Origin of the sequence: Prauserella aidingensis (genome assembly GCF_024171865.1) — a bacterium.
Taxonomy (GTDB): Bacteria; Actinomycetota; Actinomycetes; order Mycobacteriales; family Pseudonocardiaceae; genus Prauserella; species Prauserella aidingensis.
In genome coordinates this window covers 1-22,886 of record NZ_JAMTCN010000020.1, presented here as the reverse complement: position 1 = coordinate 22,886, position 22,886 = coordinate 1, and the positions used below count along the sequence as shown (strand labels likewise).

The following is a 22,886-nucleotide window of genomic DNA, read 5'->3' as shown; positions in this document are numbered from 1 at the left end:
GAAGCGACCGAGTGAGCAGCCGCAGGCCCGGCGGCGTCAGCTTTCGATCACCCGGAAGTAGGCGCCGCCCGGGTCGGCGACGGCGGCCAGCCTGCCGCGCGGCGAGTCGACCGGCCCGCCGTGCACGGTGCCGCCGAGGTCGACCAGCCGCGTCACGACCGCGTCCACCTCGGTGACGGCGAAGTACGTCGTCCAGTGGGGCGGGATCTCCACCGGCGCGGCGTCCGGCAACGTGCCGATACCGCCGACCTCCGCGGCCTCGTCCCCGTCGCCGGCGTCCACCCGCAGGGTGGCGTACTCGAAGTCGCCGTGGGACGGCTCGTCGAAGCCGTACCCGAACACCTCCGCGTAGAACCGCTTCGCCGCCGGATAGTCGCGGACGACGCACTCGTTCCAGGTGAGCGCGCCGGGCACGTTGGCGATCTGCACACCCGTGGTGCGGCCCGCCTGCCAGATGCCGAACACCGCGCCCGCCGGATCGACCGCGACGGCCATCCGTGCCGCCTCACCGACGTCACCCGGCGGCAGGAGCAGCTTCCCGCCCGCCGCCGCGATGCGCTCGGCGGTCGCGTCCGCGTCCGCAACAGCCAGGTAGGTGCTCCACGCCGACGGCGCCTGCACCCCCGGCGGTTTCGGCCCGATCGCCGCGGTCGCACGACCGTCGACCATCGCGATCGAGTAGTGCCCGTAGTCCTCGCCGGTGTCGACGAACTCCCAGCCGAGCAGATCGCCGTAGAACCGCGCGGCCTCGTCGACGTCGTCGGCCATCATGTCGACCCAGCAGGGCGCGCCTTCGGGCCAGGCGCTGTCGCGGAAGGTCACCGGCGCCCCTTTCGTCTCCAGAGGTCCAGTGTGACACGGCCCACTCTGCGGGCAAGTGTCGTCGAAGCGCGTCAGTCCAGGTCGTCGTGCTGCATCAGCTGGCGGCCCGCCTCGGTGATCGACCCGGACAGCGACGGGTAGACCGAGAACGTCAGCGCCAGGTTCTCCACCGTGAGCTGGTTCTGCACGGCCAGCGCGATCGGCAGGATCAGCTCGCTCGCCGTCGGCGCCACGACGACACCGCCGACGACCACACCCGTGGCCGGCCGGCAGAAGAGCTTCACGAAACCGTGGCGGACGCCTTCCATCTTGGCGCGCGGGTTCGTCGACAGCGGCAGCATGATCGTGCGCGCGGGCACCTCGCCGGAGTCGATCGCCTGCTGGCCGATGCCGACCGTCGCGATCTCCGGGTGGGTGAACACGTTCGCGGCGACCGTGCGCAGCCGGATCGGGGCGACGCCCTCACCCAGCGCGTGCCACATCGCGATCCGCCCCTGCATGCTCGCCACCGACGCCAGCGGCAGCAGCCCGGTGCAGTCACCCGCGGCGTACACGCCCGGCGCGCTCGTGCGGGACACCCGGTCCACCGGGATGGAGCCGTTCTGGGCCGTCTCGATGCCGACCCGGTCGAGTCCGATGTCGTCGGTGTTCGGCACCGAACCGACGGTCATCAGCGCGTGGCTCGCCTCGATGGTGCGGCCGTCGGCCAGGTGGATCGTCACGCCCTTCTCGGTGCGCTCCACCCGGTCGGCACGCGCGTGCTTGACCACCTGCGTGCCGCGCTGCGAGAAGGTCTCCTCCAGTACGGCCGCGGCGTCGGCGTCCTCGTGCGGCAGCACCCGGTCACGGCTCGACACGACCGTCACCTTGACGCCCATCTCGGTGTAGGCGGACGCGAACTCGGCACCCGTCACACCGGAACCGACGACGGCGAGGTGTTCCGGCAGCTCGGGCAGGTCGTACAGCTGACGCCAGTCGAGGATGCGCTCCCCGTCCGGCACGGCACCGGGCAGCACGCGCGGCGTGGCGCCGGTGGCGATGAGCACGACGTCGGCGTCCAGCACCTCGTCGCCGTCCTTGCCTTCGACGGCGATCTTGTGCGTGGCCAGGCCCGGCTCGTCGTCGCAGAACCGGGCGGCGCCGGTGATCACGCGTACGCCCTCCCGCTGCACCCGGGCGCGGATGTCGGCCGACTGCGCGAGCGCCAGCCCACGGACGCGGCCGTGGACGGTCGACAGGTCCACGCGCGTGTCCTCGAGATCGACGTTGACGCCCAGCTCGCGGAAGCCGTGCAGGCTCGCCCTGGCACCCGACGAGGCGATGAACGTCTTCGACGGCACGCAGTCGTACAGCACACAGGCGCCACCGAGACCGTCCCGCTCGACGACGGTCACGTCCGCACCGTGCTGAGCCGCCACGAGAGCGGCCTCGTAGCCGGCAGGTCCGCCGCCCATGATCACGATCTTGGTCACGTCTGGTGCCTCCTCACACGCCGTCCGGTCCCACTTTAGGCGTGGCCGGGTTCCGAGTTCCGGAGAGGCCGTTACGCTGTCGCCGTGCCTCTCTATGCCGCGTACGGGTCCAACATGGAACCCTCCCAGATGGCCGAGCGAGCGCCGCACTCGCCGATGGCGGGAACCGGCTGGCTGGAAGGCTGGCGGTTGACGTTCGGCGGCGAAGACCTGTTGTGGGAAGGTGCGCTCTCCACGATCGTGGAGGACCCCGACTCCCGGGTGTTCGTGGTGCTCTACGACGTCACCCCGCTCGACGAGGGTCAGCTCGACCGTTGGGAGGGCAACGAGCTCGGGCTGCACAACAAGATCCGGCTGCGGGTTCAGACCATGGACGGGTCGGTACTCGCGTGGCTGTACGTGCTGGACGCCTACGAGGGCGGCCTGCCGTCGGCGCGCTACCTCGGCGTGCTGGCCGACGCCGCCGAAGCCGCGGGCGCCCCCGCCGACTACGTGGCCGACCTGCGCACCCGCCCCTGCAAGGGCATCGGCCCGTAACCACGCGCGTCCCCTGCGTTCGAACGCCCCGTGTTGCGCCACCCGGAGCGCGTGTTGCAGATCCCGGAGCGCGTGTTGCAGATCCCGGGGGCCGTGTTGCGGATTCGGGAGCCCGTGTTGCGCCCCCCGGATCGCGTCGGCACGCGCCCGTCGGCGATCAAGGGCTTCAGGGCAGCCGCACGCCTCGTGGCGCGGTGGTTCCGTGCCCGAGGTGGGCGGAGCTCAGCGCCGCCGTGCCGAGTGGGGACGCCGCCGACCGGGTGAACTCTGCGAGAGTGGACGGCCCCGCTTCTCGAAGGCTCTCCACAGCTCGTTGAGCACCGGTTCCGGGCTCGCAAGCTGCTCTTTCCGGACTCTGACGGTGAGCCACCCGCGCTCCGCCATACGCCGGTCACGTTCGGCGTCGTAGGAACTCCGGTCTTCGTGCGCTTCGTACCCGTCGTACTCCAACGCGATCTTGACATCCGGCCACGCCAGGTCGAACACGTAGAGCAGCCGACCGCGCAGATCGAGCACCTGGAACTGGGGCGTCGGTACAGGGAGACCGGCGTCCACGACGAGTAAACGCAATCTGCTCTCCTGCGGCGACTCGGCGGCCCCGGTCGCCAGTTGGAGAAGCGCCTGCGCACCCGGCACACCGCGGCGGTCGTCCCGCAGGGTGAGCCTGTCGCTGATGCTCTGCACCAACGCCCCGGCCCGGTCGTCCGGCACGGCCGCCAGCGCCTGGTCGACGGTCGCCAGCGCTACCCATCTCCGCTCGACGCACAACAGCTCCACCAACGTCGGGGCGAGCGAGAGGACCGGTAACCCGTACCGGAGCTCGACGTCGTCGTCGCCGAACCTGTCCCGGTGTACGGTCAGCCCGCCGCGCGATCGGGCCGTGCTGCCGTAAGGCACGGTCACGTGCAGCTCTCCGGTCTCGGCGGCGTCGCATCCGTGCAGCACCGCTGCGGTGCCGTGCGAGACGACTGCGCCCGGCCCCGCGGCGAGGAGCCCGGCGGCGCACCGGGTCACGGTGTCGAGGGAACGCGCCGTGTCCATGACCACTCCGCGCCACGGCTGACTCAGCAGTCCGTGACGCAGCGCCGATCGGACGGCCTGTTCCCCGAGCGCGTGCAGGAGGTCACTTCGCTTCGCCGCCCCGTGCCGGTCCCAGTTCGATCTGAACATGTCGTCACTGTGACCTGCCGAGGAGCCTCACCGGAGCCTGTGAGCAAATCTGTGGACAACTGACCTCGGTGTGGACAACTTGGGGGCGACTGGGCCGTCACGCCCCGCAGATGTTCACCTGTTCAGCCCACGGAGAGGATGCAGGTGCGTCAATCCGGTTTTTCCCCGGAAGGCGACACGGGCCCCGAGAAACGCAACACGGGCCCGGGAATCCACAACACGATCCCCGGGAAACGCAACACGCGCCCCTGGACCTGCAACACGATCCCCTGGGAACGCAACACGGGCCCCGGGCGGGTCAGGGTTCGAGTGCCGCCAGGGTCGTGTTGACCAGGACCCGCGTACCGGTGAGCAGGGCGCGTTCGTCGGCTTCGAAGGTCGGCTGGTGCAGGTCGCGTTGCGGCCCTTCGCCCGGCCACACGCCCAGGCGCGCGAACGCCCCCGGCACGTGCTGCAGGTACCAGCCGAAGTCCTCACCTCCGGAGGACTGCTCCGTGCTCACCAGCGCTTCCGCACCGAGCGCGGCCTCGACCCCGCCGCGCAGCAGCTCGGTGCTGTCCTGCCCGCTCACCACGGGCGGCACGCCGCGCTGGTAGTTCAGCTCGTAGCCGACACCCAGAGGCGCCAGCATCGACTCCATCGACGATTCGACGAGCGATTCGAGCTGCTTCCACGTCTCCTCGTCGGCGGTGCGCAACGTGCCGCGCAGGAGTCCGTCCTGGGGCACGGCGTTCGGCGCTTCGCCCGCGTGCACCGCACCCCAGACGAGCACCGTGCCCGACCGCGGATCGACCCGCCGCGACAGCACCGACGGCAGCGAGGTGATCACGGTGCCCAGCGCGTGGACGAGGTCCGCCGTCAGGTGCGGCCGCGAGGTGTGCCCGCCGGGTGAGGTCAGTCGCAGCTCGACGAGGTCGGCCGCCGACGTCAGCGCGCCGATGCGGGTGCCGACCTTGCCGACCTCCACGCGCGGGTCGCAGTGCAGCCCGAAGATCCGGTCGACGCCGTCGAGGTGGCCCGCGCGGATGACGTCGAGCGCACCGCCGGGCATGACCTCCTCGGCGGGCTGAAAGATCAGCCGCACGCGTCCGGGCAGGCTGTCGGCGACCTGCGCCAGCGCCAGTCCCGTGGCCAGCACGACGGTGGTGTGCAGGTCGTGGCCGCAGGCGTGGGCGACACCGTCGACCGTGGAGGCGAACGGCAGCCCGCTCTCCTCGGTCAGCGGCAGCGCGTCGAGGTCCGCGCGCAGCGCCACGCAGGTCGGGCCGTCGCCGATGTCGCAGATCAGGCCCGTACCGGAGGCCATCACCCGCGGCGTCAGGCCCGCCGACCGCAGTATTCCCGCGACGAGTTCCGTGGTGCCGTACTCGCGTCGCGCCAGTTCGGGGTTGCTGTGAATGTGCCTGCGCCAGGCGAGGACGTCGCACGCATGCTCGGTCAGCCAGTCGTCCAGCCACTCCGGCCCTCTGCCCGCACCGAGGTCGGCCACCGGCGCCATGCTCACACCGGAATCGGTGAGCACCGCGTCCGACGAGCCGTCCGGGTCACCCGGCACCTCGGGTCGCGAGTCGAGAACGGTCACCGCACACCTCCGCGCACGCCCGTCGACGCCGAACCCTGTCCACGGCGCGGCGGACGTCACCTATGAATCCTGTTCCCAGTGTTGCACCGAACAGGTGAGCACGAGACCCGGATGTCGTAGCGGGGAGACCGACGGTAGGCAGATTGCGGCGAGCGGCTTTGCGAATTTCGTCCGCTACCGGCGATCGCACGACGGGTGACCACTGATCGCCGCCGAACGCACGTCGACCTGCGGGACCCTCCGCCCGGCGACGCAGCCACACTCGCGATGCTCGCCTCGACGGCGACCCGGCAGGCGGCACCGACCGGGCGTGCGCCGACCCCGAGGTCCTCGGTGGCTAGTTGTCCTTGTCGGCGCGCTTCTTACGGATGATGCGGCCCCACACGATGATGCCCAGCAGCGCCGCCGCGGCCAGGCCGACGACGAGCTTGCTCCTGGCGTTCTCCTGGTCGGCCTCGGTCTGCGGATCCAGCTCCGGCCCGGAGTCCCCACCCTGGGCGAGGTCGGCCCCGCCCGTGACGCCGCCCGTGATGTTCTCGGCAGTGGCTTCGGCAGGGACAGTGGCTTCCACGGGGACCGTGGCTTCCGCGGGGGCAGTGGCTTCCACGGGGACCGTGGCTTCCGCGGGGGCAGTGGCTTCCGCGGGGGCAGTGGCTTCCGCGGGGGCAGTGGCTTCCGCGGTCGCGGCCACCTGCTCAGCGGCAGCGGCCGACGCGGCGACCGTGCCTGCGCCGAACCACGCGACGCCGGCCACGACGGCCGACACCACGACGACCGCGGCGCGACGCACCCGGGACGACGGAGTTGTGGACGGGATTCGGCGGACATCTCGGCAGGCACGCATCACTGCCAGTGTGCCCACGAATCCGCGCCGTGGTCAGCCTCCGCGCGGAGTGTCGCCGAAGCCGTACCCGAACGCGGCAAGGATCCGTTCGGCGGCGAGCGTCGCGGTGAGCGTGCCGTCGCGGACGCCGCGCTCGGCCTCGGCCGCCGCCTCCTGCACGGCAGGGTCCTGCCCGAGGCGGTCGAGCAGCTGGTCGCGCACCATCGCCCACGTCCAGTCGATGCGCTGACGGGTGCGCTTGGCCTCCAGCTCACCGGTGGATTCGAGGGCGGAGCGGTGGCTGCCGATCTGGTTCCACACCTCGTCGAGGCCGTCACCGGTCATGCCGCTGCAGGTCAGCACGGGCGGGGTCCACGTCGCGTCGGGGCCGTAGAGCATGCGCAGCGCTCCGGAGAGCTCCCGGGCGGCGCGGCGCGCGTCGCGGGCGTGCTCGCCGTCGGCCTTGTTCACGGCGATGACGTCGGCGAGCTCCAGCACGCCCTTCTTGATGCCCTGCAGCTGGTCACCGGTGCGCGCGAGGGTGAGCAGCAGGAAGCAGTCGACCATGCCCGCGACGGTGACCTCGGACTGGCCGACCCCGACCGTCTCGACGAGGACGACGTCGTAGCCCGCCGCCTCCATCAGGACGATGGTCTCGCGGGTGGCGCGGGCGACGCCGCCGAGTGTGCCGGACGTCGGCGAGGGGCGGATGAACGCCGACGGGTCGACGGCGAGCCGTGCCATGCGGGTCTTGTCGCCGAGGATCGATCCGCCGGTGCGGGTGGACGACGGGTCGACCGCGAGCACACCGATACGGTGTCCGGCCTCGGTCAGGTGCGTGCCGAGCTGGTCGATGAACGTCGACTTGCCGACTCCCGGGACGCCGGTGATGCCGACCCGCCGTGCGCCACCGGCGTGCGGCAGCAGTTCGACGAGCAGTTCCTGCGCCTTCCTCCGGTGCTCGGGCTTGGCCGACTCGACGAGCGTGATCGCCCGCGACAGCATGCCGCGGTCACCGGCGCGTACCCCCTTCGCGTACGTCGCGACGTCGACGGCGTTGCGGCGCGGCACTATCCGTCCTGCTCCAGCTGGTCGAGCAGGTCGACCGCGGCGTCGGCGATGACCGTGCCGGGGCCGAAGATCGCGGCGGCGCCCGCGGCGCGGAGCTCGTCGTAGTCCTGCGGCGGGATCACCCCGCCGCACACCACGAGGATGTCCTCCCGGTCGAGCGCGGCCAGCTCGGAGCGCAGCGCGGGCACGAGCGACAGGTGCCCCGCGGCGAGCGACGAGACGCCCACGACGTGCACGTCCGCCTCGACGGCCTGAGCCGCCACCTCGGCGGGCGTGGAGAACAGCGGGCCGACGTCGACGTCGAACCCGACGTCCGCGAACGCCGAGGCGATCACCTTCTGGCCGCGGTCGTGCCCGTCCTGGCCCATCTTGGCCACGAGGACGCGTGGGCGGCGCCCCTCCTGTTCGGCGAACTCCTCGACCCGCTGCCGTGCGGCGTCGACTCCGCCGCCGCCCTCGGTCTTGCCGACCTCGTCCCGGTACACACCCGAGATCGTACGAATCTGGCCGGAGTGGCGCCCCCACGCCTTCTCCAGCGCCTCGGAGATCTCGCCGACGGTGGCCTTGGCGCGGGCCGCGTCGACGGCGAGTTCGAGCAGGTTGCCCTGGCCCGCGCCGTCCCCGCTCCCGGCCGCCGCGGTGAGCCGCCGCAGCGTGTCCTCCACCGCGCCCGCGTCGCGTTCGGCCCGCAGCCGCTCCAACTTCTCCAGCTGCTGCGCGCGGACCTCGGCGTTGTCGACCTTGAGCACGTCGATCTGCTCGTCGGCCTCGGGGCGGTACTTGTTGACGCCGATGACGGGCTGGCGGCCGGAGTCGATGCGCGCCTGCGTGCGCGCGGCGGCCTCCTCGATGCGCAGCTTGGGGATGCCGGCGTCGATGGCCTTGGCCATGCCGCCCGCGGCCTCGACCTCCTCGATGTGCGCCCACGCGCGGCGGGCGAGGTCGTAGGTGAGCTTCTCGACGAACGCGCTGCCGCCCCACGGGTCGATGACGCGGGTGGTGCCCGACTCCTGCTGCAGCACCAGCTGGGTGTTGCGGGCGATGCGCGCGGAGAAGTCCGTCGGCAGGGCCAGCGCCTCGTCGAGCGCGTTGGTGTGCAGCGACTGGGTGTGCCCCTGCGTGGCCGCCATCGCCTCCACGCACGTGCGCACGACGTTGTTGTAGACGTCCTGTGCGGTCAGTGACCAGCCCGAGGTCTGCGAGTGCGTGCGCAGCGACAGCGACTTCGGGTTCTGCGCGCCGAACCGCTTGACGAGCTTGGCCCACAGCAGCCGGGCCGCACGGAGCTTGGCGACCTCCATGAAGAAGTTCATGCCGATGGCCCAGAAGAACGACAGCCGCGGCGCGAACGCGTCGATGTCCAGTCCCGCACCCTCGCCCGCACGCAGGTACTCGACACCGTCGGCGAGCGTGTAAGCCAGCTCGAGGTCGGCGGTCGCCCCGGCCTCCTGCATGTGGTAGCCGGAGATGGAGATCGAGTTGAACTTCGGCATCCGCTGCGAGGTGTAGGCGAAGATGTCGGAGATGATCCGCATCGACGGCTGCGGCGGGTAGATGTAGGTGTTGCGGACCATGAACTCTTTGAGGATGTCGTTCTGGATGGTCCCCGCCAGTTTCTCCGGCGCGACGCCCTGTTCCTCCGCGGCGACGATGTAGAGCGCCATCACCGGCAGCACCGCGCCGTTCATGGTCATCGACACCGACATCTTGTCCAGCGGAATCCCGTCGAACAGCTGGCGCATGTCGTAGATCGAGTCGATCGCCACGCCCGCCATGCCGACGTCACCCGCGACGCGCGGGTGGTCCGAGTCGTAACCGCGATGGGTGGCGAGGTCGAACGCCACCGACAGTCCTTTTTGGCCGGCCGCGAGGTTGCGGCGGTAGAAGGCGTTCGAGTCGGCGGCCGTGGAGAAACCGGCGTACTGCCGGACGGTCCACGGCTGGTTCACGTACATGGTCGGGTACGGCCCACGCAGGAACGGCGGCGCACCGGGGTACGTGTTCAGGAAGTCCACATCGGACAGGTCGTCCGCCGTGTAGAGCGGTTTGACGCCGATGCCCTCGGGCGTTTCCCATTCGAGCGCGTCCGCGCCCTTGCCGGTGGCCGACTGCAGCGCCTCGGCCCAGCGCTCGCGCTCACCGGCCGCGGGCGCGCCGAGGTCGACGTCGGAGAAATCGGGGATGCTCATCGGGCGGCTCCCTGCTTGTCGGATCCCTGCTCGGCCGTCCGCTGCTCGTCGGCAGCCTGCCCGCCGACGCCGAGGGTGTCGAGGATGCGGCTCAGGGCGGCGAGCACGTCGCAGCCGGCGTGGACGGTGCCGTCGACGGTCACGCCGTCCGGTGCCCTGCCCGCGAGCCACACCTCGGTGGCACCGGCCTCGCGCAGTGCCGCGACGACGTCGGCCGCCTGCTCGGCGTAGGCCGCGTCCGGGCCGCACAGGCACGCCACCGTCGATCCGCTCTCGCGGAACCGTGCGACGAGGTCGGCGAGGCCGTCGGTCTCGCCGGGGTTGACGGGTTCGATACCGCCCGCCTGCAGGAAGTTGGTGGTGAACGTCGCGCGTGCGGTGTGCCGGGCGAGGGTGTCGAGCGTCGCGAGGAAGACCGTCGGCCGCGCCCCGGTGGCGGCGGCGTGGGCGTCCGCCCGGTCGCGCAGTGCCTCGAAGTCCTGCGCGTACCGCACCCGCGGCAGCCCGCCGACGAGACCGTCCGATTCGGACGGCGTGCGCTCGAGGGGACGTTCGTCGGCGAGCGGGAACTCGCTGACGCCGGTGATCGGGTCGTGGCGGGTCGCGATGCGGTCCGCCCGTGCGCGCCGGGTCTCGGCCAGTCGCTCCGCCAGCGCCCCGGAGGTCAGCTCGGCGACCACGCCGCCCGCCTTCTCGATCGCCGTGAACTCGCGCCACGCGGCGTGGGCGAGCTCGTCGGTGAGCTTCTCGACGTACCAGGAACCGCCTGCCGGGTCGACGACACCCGCCAGCTTGGTCTCGTCGAGCAGGATCGCCTGCGTGTTCCGGGCCAGGCGCAGCGACAGCTCCTCGGGCCTGCCGAGTGCCTCGTCGAACGGCAGCACCGTGACCGCGTCGGCCCCGCCCGCGCCCGCGGCGAACCCGGCGATCGTCGTGCGCAGCATGTTCACCCACGGGTCCCGCCGGGTGACCATCGCGGGTGAGGTGACGGCGTGCTGGCGCATGGCGGCCCCCGGCCCGGTCACGCCCGACACCTCGGCCACGCGCGCCCACAGCCTGCGAGCCGCGCGCAGTTTCGCGATCGTCAGGAACTGGTCGGCGGTCGCCGCGAGGCGGAACTCCAGCTGCCCGGCGGCCGTGTCGACGTCGAGACCCGCGTCGACCAGCCCGCGCAGGTAGGCCACGCCCGCCGCGATCGTCGCGCCGAGCTCCTGCGCGTCGGATCCGCCTGCCTCGTGGAACGGCAGCCCGTCGGCGACGACGGTGCGCAGCAACGGGTGGCGGGCCGCGGCGCGCGTGGCGAGTTCGGCGGCGGGCGCCAGGTCGCGGGGCGTGCCGGTGCGCGCGTGCACCCCGATCGGGTCGGCGCCGAGGGAGCCGCCGACGTCACCGTCGGGAACCCCGTGCTCGGCGTGGACGGCCAGCAGCGCGTCGGCCGCGGCCGCGTAGTCCTCCCCCGCGTCGAGCGTGACCGGCGCCAGATCGAGCCGCACCTCGTGCAGCGCGTCGGCCAGCGCGTCGACGGGCACGCCCCCGCGGCCCGCCCGCAGCCACACCGACGTGACACCGCTTTCCAGATCGGCGAGCACCTCACGGTTGACCGTGGCCGCGTCGCCGTGGCCGTGGCGGGACCGGACGTCCCAGCCCGCGCCGACGTTGCCCTCGGGGCGGCCGCCGCGCACGAACGACGGCAGCCCGGGGAAGCCGGCCTCGGGGGACTCGTCGGCTGCCGTGTACAGCGGCCGGATCTCGATGCCGTCGTAGGTCGTGGTGGTCAGCAGGCTCTCGGGCGCGCCGTCGAACCCCTCGGGCAACGCGCCGGTCTTGCCGAGCACGCCCGCGACGAGCCGCTGCCAGGTCGCGTGGTCGGGGGTGTCGAACTCGGCCGCGAGCGACAGCGTCGGAGCCGTCCGCGCCGCGGGGTCCGTCGAACCGGTCCGCCGGGATTCCGGGCCGCCCGCACCTGGCGTCCCTGCCACTTCCGTCATACCGAGTGATGGTAGGTCCCGTGGCGATCCGTCAAGTGTGAGGCTGGTCGCGACCGCGGCCCACGAACGGGGTGGGTACCCGGCCGCCCACGAGCGCCGTCGGCCGACAGAATGGGTGCGTGACCGCAGACCAGCCGCGTGTCGTCGCAGGCCGCTACCGACTCGACTCCGTGCTCGGTGCCGGCTCGATGGGCACCGTCTGGGTGGCCCACGACGAGTTCCTGCAGCGGCAGGTCGCGCTGAAAGAGGTGCACGTCCCGCCGGGCGTGCCCGCCGAACAGCTCGCCGAGCTGCGGGAACGCACCCTCCGCGAGGCGCGTGCCATCGCGGTGCTCTCGCACCCCAACGTGGTCGTGCTGCACGACGTCGTCCGCGAGGGCCACGATCCGTACGTCGTCATGGAGCTGCTGCCCTCGCGGAGCCTGGCGTCGATCCTCGACAGCGACCGCGAACGGCTGACGACGGCCCAGGCGGTGACGGTCGCCGAGGCCGTGGCCGCCGCGCTGGAGGCCGCCCACGCGTCCGGCATCACGCACCGCGACGTCAAACCCGGCAACGTGCTCATCGCCGACGACGGGCGGATCAAGCTGACCGACTTCGGCATCGCCCGCAACGTCTCCGAAGTGACGATGACGCACACCGGCATGATGCTCGGCTCGCCCGCGTTCATCGCGCCGGAAGTGGCCTCGGGCGGGGCCGTCACGTACGCCGCCGACCTGTGGGGTCTCGGGGCGACACTGTTCGCCGCCACCGAGGGCCGCCCGCCCTACGACGAGGGCGGCGACCCGCTGGCCACCGTCACCGAGGTCGTGCGCGGCACTCCGCCGGTGCCGTCGTCCGGCCCGCTCTCGGGCGTCATCCAGGGGCTGATGGCGAAGGAGCCGAGCGTGCGACTGCCCCTCGCGGAGGTGCGGCGCAGACTGCGGCCACTGCTGCCCCCGCACGGCGAGGAGGTCTTCCCCGCGTCGCTGTTCGACGACACGGGCGCGGGCGGCGGACACGATCCGGGCGCCACGCAGATCATCCCGAAGCTGCCTCCCGATCCCGACCCGCCTCGCGACCCCGCGACCGGACCTGCGGCCGAGGCGGGCGGTGGCGGGCAGGGCGGCGCCGCCGGGGGCTCCGGGGAGTTGGCCGCCGACCCGGGGCCGCTGCCGTTCACACCCACGCCGGGTCCGGGTGGTCACGCCGCCGAGCCGGAGCCGTCCTCACGCGGCCGGCTCGTGCTGATCTCGGCCGCGGTGATCGTGGTGTTCCTGTTGGCCGTCACCTGCGGTGTCCTGCTGATCCGCGCGGTGTCGGGCCACTCCCTCGGCCCGCCCGCGGAGGGAGCGACCCCGGAGCGCACGGCCGACGCGGCCGGGGCCACCGCTCCCCAGCCACTGGAGCTGCGCCACGGCGACGCGACGAACATGCGCGGCGCCAAGGGCGGGCTGTTCACGGTCCGCGTGCCTGCCGACTGGAAGCGGTTCGTCACCCAGCGCCCCGCCGACACGCTGCCCACCAGCACGCACATCCAGTTCGTCTCGGCGGACGGCGCGCGGACCCTCGGTGTGGAACGGTTCGCGGGCGAGGACCTCGGAGCCGAGCAGTACGTGACCCGCCTGCGACGGTCGTGGACCCGGTCGGACTTCACGCTGGTGCAGCAGGAGAAGATCCACGACGGCCAGGGCGTGCGCATCACGTACCGCACCGCCGAACGCGGCGGCCGGGACGAGGAGTCCGGCGACAACGGCCGCGCGATCAACCGCAGCACCACCGCCGACGTGTTCCCCACCAGCACCGGCCTGTGGGTGGTCGCCGTGACCGTCCCGGTGGACCAGGAACGGCTCGGCAGGCAGCACCTGTTCGACCGGATCGTCCCGACGTTCCGCCAGACGGACTGAGGCCGCCGCCCGTTCCACGAGGCCGCCCGCCCCGCGTCACGGCAGCGGGCCGACTGCGGTGTTCCCGCCGCGGACGCCTGCGGGCCTGCAGTAACCTGCGCGTTCGTGACGGATTCGAACTCCCCCATGGACCGGGCCCAGGAAACGGCCCACCAGGCCGCGGCCGCCCTCGCCGAACGCACCGGCACCGATCGGCACGACATCGCGATCGTGCTGGGATCGGGCTGGCGTCCCGCCGCCGACGTCATCGGCACGCCCGACGCGGAGGTCGAGCTGGGCGACCTGCCCGGATTCGCCGAGCCCGGCGCCGTCGGCCACGGCAGCACCGCGCGGTCGGTCTCGCTCGGCGACAACCGCGCGCTGGTGCTGCTCGGCCGCACGCACCTGTACGAGGGCCGTGGCGTGGCGAACGTCGTGCACGGCATCCGTACCGCCGCGGCGGCGGGCGTGAAGACCGTGCTGCTGACCAACGCCGCGGGCGGACTGCGGCAGGGCTTCGAGGTCGGCCAGCCGGTGATGATCTCCGATCACCTGAACATGACGGGCACCTCGCCGATCGTCGGGGCGAGCTTCGTCGACCTGACGGACCTGTACTCGAGCAGGCTGCGCGGACTGGCGTCGTCGATCGACCCGTCACTGGCCGAAGGCGTGTACGCGGCGATGCCGGGACCGCACTTCGAGACTCCCGCGGAGATCCGGATGTTGCGCACGCTCGGCGCCGATCTGGTCGGCATGTCGACCGTGCTCGAGGCGATCGCCGCGCGGGCGGCGGGGCTGGAGGTGTTCGGGCTGTCGTTGGTGACGAACCTGGCTGCAGGGATCACGGGCGACCCGCTCAGCCACGACGAGGTCATCGAGGCCGGCCGGGCCGCGGCCGAGCGGATGGGTTCACTGCTGCGGGACCTCGCCGCCGGGGCCTGACGCCCACCGGCGGGCGAGGTACGCCGGGCGAGGGTTACTTCGACGTGACGGTGCCGGTCACGATCGGCACGTCCGTGACTTCCCTGCGAATCATCGAGGGTCCTTTCCTGGGAATGATGTCCTCGCGGACCTCGGCACCCCGGTGACCGAGGCGGCGACAGCGCCGTCGCACGCCGCACCGGGGCGGTTCGCGAGCCGAACCAGCTCGAGCTGCACGTCAATCTCCCCCGCAGGGGTGGCCCGGGACAATAACCCGTTCGAGTAGCCCGACCGGCCCACGACGGCGGTTGTCATCGCGTTGACAAAACGGCCTCGTCCGTTGCTCACCGCGGTGCGGGCGATGTCCGCTTTCGCTGGTCCGCGTCGGTGACGACCACCGCGACCGGGAAGCGGGAGTGTGCTGCACGCCACTCTCCGGCCGTCAACGCCTCACCGGGCACGTGCACGGACAGTCACGGGCGCGCCGCGTCCTGCTTGCGCAGCAGGTTCCTCGCCAACAGTCCCGCCGCGAGCCACACCCGTTTGTCGGGGTCGTGGAGCCGGCCGCCGTAGCGTTCCTCGAGTTGGTGCATGCGATACCGGACCGTCTGCGGGTGGATGTTGAGCTGCGCGGCGATGTCCGGCGCGCTGCCCCGACGTTGGATCCAGGCCAGCAGCGTTTCGGCGAGTCGCTCACGCTGGCGGACGTTGAACCCGGCCAGCGGTGCGACGGCCTTCTCACTGAGCAGCCGCGCCAACGGCGGATCGCTGAGGAGCCACAGCGTGAGCAGGTGATCGTCGGCGCGCAGCACGTCGTCGTCGGCGTCGCCCGTGCCGTCCTCCGCCGCGGCTCCCGGTGCTGCGGGTGCGACGACGCCCGCCACCCGCAGCTCGGCGAGGTGACGGGCCCATCGGAGCGAGTGCGCGGCCTCCTCGACCGGCACGGGCGGTCCGACGACGGCGTTCCTGCCGCGGAGATCGGCGGCGGGAAGCCCGCCCTCCCCGCCGGCCTCGCGCCACGGCAGCACGACGCACGGCACGTCGCCCTCTAGGTCCACGAGCACGTCACCGGGCAGGTCGGGGTAGGCGGCCGGATCGTCACCGGGCGGGTCGACGACGGCGACCGCGAGGCGCCGCGGCAGCGGCCACGCGGCGGCGGACGCCAGCTCCTCGAGCAGGTCGCGCGGTGCGGGAGTGTCCGCGACGAGCAGCTCGAGCAACCGTTTGCGCCTGCGTTCGAGCGCGCCTGCCACGCGCCGCTGCGCCGCGGTGTAGCCCTCGTGGGACAGGTCGGACAGCTCGTCCACGTAGGCGAACAGCGCCGCGGCCAGCTCGCACATCGTCTCGGTCTGCAACCCCGCCGCGAGTCCGATCTCGGCGAGGCGTTTCCAGCCGACCCGCACGGCGAGGCGGAACGCCGAGTGCAGCACCTCGAGCCCGCGGCCCTCGGCGACCTCGAAACCGCCGAGTCTGCGGAACACCGCGTCGGTGCGATCGTCGCCGGGCGCGTTGCCGAGCAACCGGTCGAGGAAGTCGACGACACCCTGTTCGACGCCGTCACGCACCGCCTGGCCGAACACGCCCTCCAACGGCCGCTGGTACTCGGGGATCGTGTACTGGATCTGCTCGATGATCCGTTCGGCGACGTTGCCGGCCTGCTCCCGGAACACCGGCGCCATCCGCGCCAGTTCCTCCCGCGCGGACGGGCCGACCAGCGCGGCATCGGACAACACTCCAGGCCACCCCCACTCGGCTCAGGCGAGGCAAAGCTATCGACCCCCGTCTCGGCCTGACAACATGGGCCCGTGCCCGAGTCCGCAGAACCCACCGCCCGATTGACACCCGACCTGCGCGACGCCGCCTACCGGTGGATCGCCGACGACCCGGACTCCGCGACGCGGGAGGAGTTGCAGGCCGTGCTCGCCCGCGCCATGGCGGGTGAGGCCGAGGCGATCGCCGAGTTGACCGATCGCATGGCGGGCCCGCTCGAATTCGGCACCGCGGGCCTGCGCGGTCCGGTCCGCTCGGGGCCGAACGGCATGAACACGGCCGTCGTGGTCCGGACGACCGCGGGCGTGGCGCAGTGGCTGTCCGACTCCGGCCACGCAGGCGCCACGGTGGTGATCGGCCGTGACGCCCGGCACGGGTCGGAGCGGTTCGCGACGGCGGCCGCCGAGGTGCTGACCGCGGCGGGATTCGACGTCTCGGTGCTGCCCTCGCCGCTGCCGACGCCGCTGCTGGCGTTCGCGGTCGGGCATCTCGGCGCGGCGGCGGGCATCCAGATCACGGCGTCGCACAACCCGCCCGCCGACAACGGCTACAAGCTCTACGACCACACGGGTGCGCAGATCGTGCCGCCCGCCGACCGTCGGATCGAGGCGGCGATCGAGGCGGCACCTCCCGCGCGGCAGGTGCCGCGGGCGGGCGGTGCGACGACCGTCGACGTGCTCGACGCCTACCTCGCCGCGACGACGAGGCTGCCGCGCGGCGAGGCACGCGACGTGCGGATCGCGGCGACGGCGCTGCACGGCGTGGGCGCGGACGTCCTCGGGAGCGCGCTGCACGGAGCGGGATTCACCGACGTCCACCTGGTCGATGCGCAGCGCGCGCCGGACCCCGACTTCCCGACCGTCACCTTCCCCAACCCGGAGGAACCGGGTGCCACGGACCGGCTGCTGGCGCTGGCCGCGGACATCGGCGCCGACGTGGCGATCGCGCTCGACCCCGACGCCGACCGGTGCGCGCTCGGCGTCCCCGGGTCCGACGGCGCGTGGCGGATGCTCCGCGGCGACGACACCGGCGTGGTCCTCGGCGAGTACGTGCTGTCCGGTGTGGACGGCAGCGGTCCGACTTCGGATGCCGGCGAACTGATCGTCGAGTCCGACGGCACGGTCACCGACTCCGGCGCTCCGCTGGTAGCGACGACGATCGTGTCGTCGTCACTGCTGGGCGACATCGCCCGTGCCCACGGCGCGCGGTACGCCGAGACGCTGACCGGCTTCAAGTGGCTCGCCCGTGCCGGAGAGGGGCTGGTGTTCGCCTACGAGGAGGCACTCGGACTGTGCGTCGCGCCGGACGTCGTGCGCGACAAGGACGGCATCTCCGCGGCGGTCGTCGCCTGCGACCTGGTCGCGACGCTGAAGGCGGGCGGACGCACGGTGCTGGACTCGCTCGACGACCTCGCCACGCGCCACGGCGTTCACGCGACCGACCAGGTGTCGCTGCGCTTCGCCGACCTGACCGTCCGCGCCGAGTTGATGACCCGGCTGCGCGCCGACCCGCCCGCCGACCTCGCGGATGTGGCCGTCACGGCCGAGGACCTGCTGCCGGACGCCGACGTACTGCGGCTGCACGGCGACGGCGTCCGGGTACTGCTGCGTCCTTCCGGCACGGAACCGAAGCTCAAGGCCTACCTCGAGGTGACCGAGCCGCCCGGCGACGACCTCGCCGCCGCACGGTCCCGCGCCGCGGAACGGCTCACCGCGCTGCGCGGCGCCCTCGACCGCGTGCTTGCCGAGTCCGCTCCCACCGAGGCACCCTGATACGCCGTGGCCACGCTGCTGATCGTTCACCACACGCCGTCGCCGAGCCTGCAGACGATGTTCGAATCGGTCGTCTCCGGGGCGACCGACCCCGAGATCGAGGGCGTCGACGTCGTGCGCAGGCCCGCGCTGTCGGCGACCGCCTCGGACGTGCTCGGCGCCGACGGGATCGTGCTCGGTACCCCCGCGAACCTCGGGTACATGTCGGGTGCGCTGAAGCACTTCTTCGACACCGTCTACTACCCGTGCCTCGACGCCACGTCCGGGCTGCCGTTCGGCTACTACGTGCACGGCAACGAGGGCGTCGAAGGCGCGCAGAAGGCCATCGCGACCGTGACGACCGGCCTGGGCTGGCAGCAGTCGACCGCGGCCGTGACCGTCATGGGCGAGCCCGGCAAGGACGACCTCGCCGCCTGCTGGGAGCTCGGCGCCACCTCGGCCGCCAACCTCATGGAGTGACCCCCACCCGGCCCAGCCAGGCATCTCCGACCCGCGGGGTGGTACCGGTTGTGAGGGGCGCCCACGGCATGGTGTCGCTCTTTCGTGGCGCTCCGCGCCCCAGTACGGCCGGCCCCTCTCCCACCACCACCCAAAAGGTGACGCTCCGCGCCCCAGTATGGCCAGCCCCTCTCCCACCACCACCCAAAAGGTGACGCTCCGCGCCCCAGTATTTTCATCGGCATGCGCACACGTCGTCTGCTCGCCGGGGTGCTGGTCGCCGCGGCCGTCACCGCCAGCGGGTGTTCCTCCGGCTCCGACGAATCGCTCCCGGAAGCGGCGACGCTCGTCGACGACGCCGCGAAAGCCACGGCCGACATCGACAGCACCCACTTCGCTATCCAGGTCAACGGCAACGTGCAGGGCCTGATGATTCAGTCGCTGGACGGCGACCTGACCGCCGACGGCGAGGCCGAGGGCAGCGGCACCATCACGCAGGCGGGCCAGTTGGTGGAGATCGACTTCGTCCTCACCGGCGATGCGCTGCACCTCAAGGGCCCGACGGGCGGTTACCAGCAGCTGCCCGCGTCGATGGTGTCGAGCATCTACGACCCGTCGGCGGTCCTCGACGAGGACCGGGGCGTCGCCAAGCTCGTCTCCAGCCTCCAGGACCCCGAGACGACGGCCAGGGAGGAGGTGTCGGGCACGGAGGCCTTCAAGGTCGAGGGCAAACTCGCACGGGACGTGCTGTCCGAGGTGCTGCCCGGTGTGCCGTCGGCGGCCGACGTGGCGTTCTGGATCCGCGACGACGAGTCGCGCCTGCCCGTCAAGGCCACGGCGACCTTCTCGGGTGACGCCTCCGTCGACATCACCCTGTCCGACGTGAACAAGCCCGTCACGGTCGAGCCTCCGCAGTGACCTCCCCCGACGCCACCGGCACCCACGACACCGCCGACACCGCCGACGACAGCGGCGGTAACAGCACGGGCGACGCGGCCGCCCGTTCGCGCGGTCTGGCGATCAGCGCAGGCGGGCTCGCGGTACTCCTCGGCGCACTGGACACGTACGTCGTCCTCGGGCTGCTGCGGCAGATCGTCGAGGACCTCCAGGTCCCGCTCAACCGCATCGAACGGGTCACGCCGATCGTCACGGGCTATCTGCTCGGCTACGTCGCCGCGATGCCCCTGCTCGGACAGGCGTCGGACCGGTTCGGCCGCAAGGCGCTGTTGCAGACGTGCCTGACGGTGTTCATCGGCGGCTCCGTACTGACGGCCGCGGCCGAGTCCGTGCCGCTGCTGGTGGCGGGCCGCGTGGTACTGGGCGTCGCGGGTGGTGCGCTGCTGCCGGTCACGTTGGCGCTGGCGGCCGACCTGTGGTCGCAGCACCGGCGCGCGGCCGTGCTCGGCGCGGTCGGCGGTGCGCAGGAACTGGGCAGCGTCCTCGGCCCGGTGTACGGCATCGCGCTGGCCGGACTCGCGGGCTGGCGAGCCGTGTTCTGGGTGAACGTGCCGTTGGCGCTGCTGGCGATGGTGGTGGTGCACCTGTCGATCCGGGGCGGACGTCCCGAGCGGCGACAGAAGGCCGACGTCGTGGGTGCGAGCCTGCTGGCCGTCGCACTCGGGCTGCTCGTCGTCGCGCTGTACAACCCGGAACCGCAGGAACAGGTGCTGCCGAGCTGGGGGATGCCGACGCTGATCGCCGCGGCGGCGGCGCTCGTGGCGTTCGTGGGCTGGGAGGTCAAGGCCCGCACCCGGCTGCTCGACACCGCGCACGTCCAGCTCCGCCCGTTCTTCGCCGCCCTCGGAGCGAGCCTGGCCGCGGGTGCGGCGCTCATGGTCACGCTGGTCGACGTCGAGTTGTTCGCCCAGACGCTGCTCGGCGAACGCGACCACGGCGCGGTGCTGCTGTTGTTGCGGTTCCTCATCGCGCTGCCGGTGGGTGCGGTGATCGGCGGTCTGCTGGCGAACCGGCTCGCGGAACGCTGGGTGGCGGCCGCGGGCCTGCTCATCGCCGCCTGTGGGTTCCTGCTCATGTCGCAGTGGCCCGCCGACGTGCTGTCGAGCCCGCGCGAACTCGGCCCGCTGACGCTGCCGAGGCTGGACACGGATCTGGTCCTCGTCGGCATCGGGCTGGGGCTGGTCATCGCGCCGTTGTCGGCGGTCGTGCTGCGCGTCGTGCCGTCGGACCAGCACGGCATGGCCTCGGCGGCCGTGGTCGTGGCGCGGATGACGGGCATGCTCGTGGGCATCTCGGCGCTGTCGGCGTGGGGGCTGCACCGGTTCCACACCCTGACCGCGGAGCTGCAGACGCCGCTGCCGATGCTGTACCCGAACGACGCGGCGTTCGATCGGGCCGCGGCCGAGTACGCGGCGAAGCTGCAGGACGCGATGCTCACCCAGTACACGGAGATCTTCGCGATCACCGCGGTCGTCTGCGTCGTCGGCGCGGGTCTCGCCCTGCTCACCGGTCCACGGCGCGCTCGATAGACTCGGCGGGTATCCCTGCCCGTACGCATGTTCAAGGACTCTCCTGGTGAAGATCGACAACAGCCCCGCTCGGGGCACCCGTGACCTGCTTCCTGCTGCGGTGGCGGTGCGCGACCATGTGCTGTCGACGATCACCGAGGTGTACGGGCGCTACGGCTATCAGCGCATCGAGACGCCCGCGCTGGAGCGGATCGAGCGGCTCTCCGGCGGCCAGGGCGGCGAGAACGAGAAGATGATCTTCCAGGTGCTGCGCCGCGGGCTGCCCGAGCGCATCGAGGCAGGCACCGACCTGGCCGAACTGGTCGACATGGGGCTGCGTTACGACCTGACGGTCCCGCTGGCCCGCTTCTACGGCCAGCACCGGGGCGAACTGCCGACCCCGTTCCGCTCGTTCCAGTTCGGACCGGTGTGGCGCGCCGAGCGGCCGCAGAAGGGCCGGTACCGCCAGTTCTACCAGTGCGACATCGACATGGTCGGTGAGCCGGGCACACTCGCCGAGGCCGAACTGATCGAGGCGACGACGCAGGCTCTGAACCGTGTGGGGCTCACCGGCACCACGGTGCGGATCTCGGACCGCCGCTTCCTGTCGGCGCTGGCCACCGAGGCCGGTGTTCCGGCCGAGGAGCAGGACGGCTTCTTCATCACGCTCGACAAGCTGGACAAGATCGGCTGGGACGGTGTCGCAGGCGAACTGGAGAAGCGCGGCTTCGGCTCGGACGTCGTGTCGGCGGCCCGCAACCGCATCGAGGCGCTCGGCGAGGTCTCGGGCGACAAGCTGCCGGCCACGCTCTCCGAGGTGCTGCCGAGCCTTCCGGACGCCGTGCTCGACGACCTCGCGACCACCGCGACGTGCTTGTCGGAGATCGGCGCTCAGAACTCGGTGTCGTGGGAGTTCGACCCGACTCTCGTGCGCGGCATGGGCTACTACACGGGCCACATCTTCGAGGTGACCGCGCCGGACGCCGCCGGGTCGGTCGCCGGCGGTGGACGCTACGACAACCTCATCGGGCGTTCGCTCGGCACCGACGTCCCCGCGTGCGGTTTCTCCATCGGTTTCGAGCGGATCGTCGACCTGCTGTCGGAGCCGCCTGCGCAGGACCGCCTCGCAGTGCTCTACGACGTCGACGTGCCGACCCCGAACGTGCTGGCCTCGGCACGGGAGTTGCGTGCCGGCGGCAGGTCCGTCGCGCCCGTCGGCCGCAGCGGCAAGTTCGCAGCACAGCTGAAGCGCCTGGAGGCCGCAGGCTTCACGGCGTTCGTCCACCTGCGCGCCGGCGAGGCGACCGGAACGCTCGAGGAACGCCCCCTCCACGGCGACGACTGACCGACACCCGATCACACAAAAAATGGGGGTACGTGACTCCGTGAGTCACGTACCCCCATTTTTTGTGTTTTTTATGTTGTGCCCACCTTTGTGGTGCCCACGGCTTCTGTGTTGTTCCCACGGCTCCTCCCGAGGCCGGGAGAACACATCCGGGGGGCGGGAGTCTGTCGTGAGGACGCCGGCCACACACTGCCCCGATTCGACACCCTGCCCCGATTCGACACACTGCGCCGATTCGACCTGAGGTCGAGCAATGAGGCGAGCCTCCCGGCGAGTCCTCGTGGTGGGACTCGAGCCGGGAGGCTCGTCTCATTTTTTTTCTGTTAAGTTCGGCGGTGTCCTACTCTCCCACACCCCTTCGGGTGCAGTACCATCGGCGCTGGCAGGCTTAGCTTCCGGGTTCGGAATGGGACCGGGCGTACCCCTACCGCTATCACCACCGAAACACTACGAAACAACACACCGGCTGCCTCCCCACACACCCACGTGGGGGTGGTGTGGTGTTTCAGGATCGTAGAGTGGGTGCGTAGCATCGTTGTGGACAAGTCCTCGGCCGATTAGTACCAGTCCACTCCAACACACATTACTGCGCTTCCATGTCTGGCCTATCAACCCAGTCATCTACTGGGGGCCTTAACCCACAACGGGGTGGGAGA

17 protein-coding genes and 2 rRNA genes are annotated in these 22,886 nt (G+C 71.8%); 8 read left to right on the top strand and 11 right to left on the bottom strand.

All coding sequences use genetic code 11. The features are described from left to right. Positions 1 to 36 precede the first annotated feature (36 nt). Entirely contained in the window at positions 37 to 822 is a 786-nt protein-coding gene (locus LY13_RS18505) for a VOC family protein (RefSeq protein ID WP_253829842.1), read from the bottom strand. A gap of 71 nt (positions 823 to 893) precedes the next feature. Further along, complete coding sequence (locus LY13_RS18500) at positions 894 to 2,294, bottom strand: NAD(P)H-quinone dehydrogenase (RefSeq protein WP_253829841.1); 1,401 nt, start codon at positions 2,292 to 2,294, stop codon at positions 894 to 896. Between the two features lie 84 nt (positions 2,295 to 2,378). On the opposite strand from LY13_RS18500, the gene LY13_RS18495 reads away from it, so the two are divergent. Then, positions 2,379 to 2,831 (top strand): gamma-glutamylcyclotransferase family protein, encoded by a 453-nt coding sequence (locus tag LY13_RS18495; RefSeq protein WP_253829840.1) that lies wholly within the window; start codon positions 2,379 to 2,381, stop codon positions 2,829 to 2,831. A 222-nt stretch (positions 2,832 to 3,053) separates the two neighbouring features. Here the strand turns inward: LY13_RS18495 and LY13_RS18490 are convergent, their stop codons facing one another. The 6 genes from LY13_RS18490 to LY13_RS18465 form a co-directional block, all read right to left on the bottom strand. Next, positions 3,054 to 4,001 carry a type IV toxin-antitoxin system AbiEi family antitoxin gene (locus tag LY13_RS18490; protein WP_253829839.1) on the bottom strand — a complete coding sequence of 316 codons (948 nt, stop codon included), beginning with the start codon at positions 3,999 to 4,001 and terminating at the stop codon, positions 3,054 to 3,056. A gap of 298 nt (positions 4,002 to 4,299) precedes the next feature. Beyond that, a complete protein-coding gene (locus LY13_RS18485) occupies positions 4,300 to 5,583 on the bottom strand; it encodes a M20 family metallopeptidase (protein ID WP_253829838.1) in 1,284 nt (427 codons plus the stop codon). A 337-nt stretch (positions 5,584 to 5,920) separates the two neighbouring features. After that, positions 5,921 to 6,427 carry a hypothetical protein gene (locus LY13_RS18480; RefSeq protein ID WP_253829837.1) on the bottom strand — a complete coding sequence of 169 codons (507 nt, stop codon included), beginning with the start codon at positions 6,425 to 6,427 and terminating at the stop codon, positions 5,921 to 5,923. Between the two features lie 33 nt (positions 6,428 to 6,460). Next, positions 6,461 to 7,477 carry a methylmalonyl Co-A mutase-associated GTPase MeaB gene (gene meaB / locus LY13_RS18475; protein WP_253829835.1) on the bottom strand — a complete coding sequence of 339 codons (1,017 nt, stop codon included), beginning with the start codon at positions 7,475 to 7,477 and terminating at the stop codon, positions 6,461 to 6,463. Then, positions 7,477 to 9,666, bottom strand: a complete 2,190-nt coding sequence (gene scpA, locus LY13_RS18470; protein WP_253829834.1) for a methylmalonyl-CoA mutase — start codon at positions 9,664 to 9,666, stop codon at positions 7,477 to 7,479. Before scpA ends, meaB begins: the two co-directional genes overlap by 1 nt. Beyond that, positions 9,663 to 11,654 carry a methylmalonyl-CoA mutase family protein gene (locus LY13_RS18465; RefSeq protein ID WP_253829833.1) on the bottom strand — a complete coding sequence of 664 codons (1,992 nt, stop codon included), beginning with the start codon at positions 11,652 to 11,654 and terminating at the stop codon, positions 9,663 to 9,665. Before LY13_RS18465 ends, scpA begins: the two co-directional genes overlap by 4 nt. A 188-nt stretch (positions 11,655 to 11,842) precedes the next feature. Between LY13_RS18465 and LY13_RS18460 the strand changes: the two genes are divergently transcribed. Then, positions 11,843 to 13,540: a serine/threonine-protein kinase gene (locus LY13_RS18460; RefSeq protein WP_253829900.1), complete on the top strand. Its 1,698-nt coding sequence runs from the start codon at positions 11,843 to 11,845 to the stop codon at positions 13,538 to 13,540. A gap of 126 nt (positions 13,541 to 13,666) precedes the next feature. Next, the gene (locus LY13_RS18455; protein ID WP_253829899.1) at positions 13,667 to 14,461 is read left to right on the top strand and encodes a purine-nucleoside phosphorylase; all 795 of its coding nucleotides are present in this window, start codon (positions 13,667 to 13,669) and stop codon (positions 14,459 to 14,461) included. A 452-nt stretch (positions 14,462 to 14,913) separates the two neighbouring features. Here LY13_RS18455 and LY13_RS18450 read toward each other — a convergent pair whose 3' ends face one another. Next, positions 14,914 to 16,173: a PucR family transcriptional regulator gene (locus tag LY13_RS18450; protein ID WP_253829831.1), complete on the bottom strand. Its 1,260-nt coding sequence runs from the start codon at positions 16,171 to 16,173 to the stop codon at positions 14,914 to 14,916. A gap of 102 nt (positions 16,174 to 16,275) precedes the next feature. Here LY13_RS18450 and LY13_RS18445 point away from each other — a divergent pair, with 102 nt between their 5' ends. From LY13_RS18445 to hisS, 5 genes are all read left to right on the top strand, one after another. Then, positions 16,276 to 17,982 carry a phospho-sugar mutase gene (locus LY13_RS18445; RefSeq protein WP_253829898.1) on the top strand — a complete coding sequence of 569 codons (1,707 nt, stop codon included), beginning with the start codon at positions 16,276 to 16,278 and terminating at the stop codon, positions 17,980 to 17,982. A gap of 6 nt (positions 17,983 to 17,988) precedes the next feature. After that, on the top strand, positions 17,989 to 18,441 hold the full coding sequence (locus LY13_RS18440) for a flavodoxin family protein (RefSeq protein WP_253829830.1): 453 nt from the start codon (positions 17,989 to 17,991) through the stop codon (positions 18,439 to 18,441). Between the two features lie 222 nt (positions 18,442 to 18,663). Then, entirely contained in the window at positions 18,664 to 19,338 is a 675-nt protein-coding gene (locus LY13_RS18435) for an LppX_LprAFG lipoprotein (RefSeq protein WP_253829828.1), read from the top strand. Further along, on the top strand, positions 19,335 to 20,906 hold the full coding sequence (locus LY13_RS18430; protein WP_372493853.1) for an MFS transporter: 1,572 nt from the start codon (positions 19,335 to 19,337) through the stop codon (positions 20,904 to 20,906). Before LY13_RS18435 ends, LY13_RS18430 begins: the two co-directional genes overlap by 4 nt. 46 nt (positions 20,907 to 20,952) lie before the next feature. Next, positions 20,953 to 22,230, top strand: a complete 1,278-nt coding sequence (gene hisS, locus LY13_RS18425) for a histidine--tRNA ligase (RefSeq protein ID WP_253829827.1) — start codon at positions 20,953 to 20,955, stop codon at positions 22,228 to 22,230. Positions 22,231 to 22,557: 327 nt separating this feature from the next. On the opposite strand, the gene rrf is transcribed toward hisS, so the two are convergent. Together rrf and LY13_RS18415 are read right to left on the bottom strand one after the other, a co-directional pair. Continuing rightward, positions 22,558 to 22,674 (bottom strand): 5S ribosomal RNA (rrf, locus tag LY13_RS18420). A 93-nt stretch (positions 22,675 to 22,767) separates the two neighbouring features. After that, positions 22,768 to 22,886 (bottom strand): 23S ribosomal RNA (locus LY13_RS18415); the annotation flags it as partial.